Source organism: Frankia tisae, assembly GCF_025403405.1.
Classification (GTDB): domain Bacteria; phylum Actinomycetota; class Actinomycetes; order Frankiales; family Frankiaceae; genus Frankia; species Frankia tisai.
This window is the reverse complement of record NZ_JANEZT010000648.1, coordinates 1-1517: the sequence shown is the minus strand read 5'-3', so window position 1 is coordinate 1517 and position 1517 is coordinate 1. Positions and strand designations below refer to the sequence as shown.

At 77.1% G+C, this 1517-nt stretch carries 1 protein-coding gene; it reads right to left on the bottom strand.

The features are described from left to right. Positions 1-42: 42 nt before the first annotated feature. The coding region (locus tag NBZ85_RS30820) for a CoA transferase (RefSeq protein ID WP_308205246.1) at positions 43-1517 on the bottom strand (1475 nt) is incomplete at its 5' end.

The window sequence follows — 1517 nt, the reverse complement described above, 5'->3', positions numbered from 1 at the left end:
GAAAACCAGCCCGCGATTGACCCGCGGTGTGCCGCGCCGCCGTCAGGCCAGGCGAAGTGCGTCGACGACGGCGCGGGTGTCCGCTCCGGAGACGGCGGCCTGCCTCCGTCCGGCCTCCCCCACCGCGTCCCCCGCGCGCGGGGGACGCGGGGGCAGGACCCGCTGGGTCCGGCCGGCCTGGTGGACCGTCCAGCCATCCCGATCGCAACCGGTGATGGTCCACGGCACCGGCTCGGCGGGCGGCGCGGCAGGCGGCGCGGCCGCCCAGGCGGCCACCTCGCGCATGGCGACGTCGAGCAGATGACCGCCGCCGCCGAGCACGGACGCGGCCGCGGCCAGCGCGGCGAACAGGCCGGTGAGCGGGTCGGCGATGGCGTCCCCGCAGAACACCGGGGTCACGGCGTCGCCGCCGCCCGAGCGGTCCCACGCGACGAGACCACCCCCTACCGCAGCGTCGTCGCCGAACGCGACGGGGTCGGGGCCCGCATGGGCGTCGGTGTAGAACCGCCCGTAGCCGGTGATGCTCACCCACGTGCGCCCCGGCCGGGCGGCGACGAGCTCCGCGGCGTCGAGCCCGAGCTGGGCCAGGGCCCGCGGCCGCGATGACTCGATGACGACGTCGGCGCGCTCCACCAGGCGGCGCAGCATGGCCCGGCCACCCGGGGTCGCGAAGTCGAGGGCCACGCTTTCGTGACCGGCATGCAGCCAGTCGTAGAAGTCCGGATCGCCACGGCGTGCCCCGTCCGGCCGGTGCACGCTCTCGACCTTCACCACGCGCATCCCGATCTCGCCGAGCAGGTGCGCGCACAGTGGACCCGCCCACATCGCGGACAGGTCGATGACCAGGGGTGGCTCGGCACGGACGCCCACCGCTCCCGCGGTCGACAGGGTCCGAATCGGCGTGGGCCGGCGGGGGCCGTCGAGCTCTGCGGCCGGGATGGCGAGCAGCCGAGCGAGGTCGACCACGTCAGCGGCCGGCCTGGCGGCCGCCGCCGCGCTCAGGGCCGCCCACGCCTGTTCCACGGGATGCAGGCACGGGTCGGCCGAGACCAGTCCGACCTGGTCCCCGAGCGCGCCGACGAGGGCGTCCACGGCGTCCACGTCGTGGGGGCGCGAGAGGTTGACGGCGATCCAGCCGTCCGAAGCCGGCAGCAGCCGGCAGCTCCCGTTCGCCGACCAGTCACCCCGGCGGTGCAACCCCAGCAGCGCGGCCCGGCCGCCCAACAGCGTGGCCGCATCGGGCCAGACGGCCCGCCCGAGCTGCCAGGACAACGCCGTGAACAACCGGGCTGCCGCCTCGGCGCGGGCCAGCACCGGCCCGTCCGGAACCAGCGGGGCCCGCCCGGGCGGGCCCGTGAGCCACATCAGGCCGCTGGCCGCCCAGCCCAGCGCGGCGGGCAACTCGGCTGTCCCGCCGGCTCGGGGGGTGGCCGGCGCGGGCGGGTCGACGGTGGCGACCGGCAGACCCTGGCCGGCGAGCATCGAACGCAGCTCGTCGAGTAGCGCGCCAGGCGCCG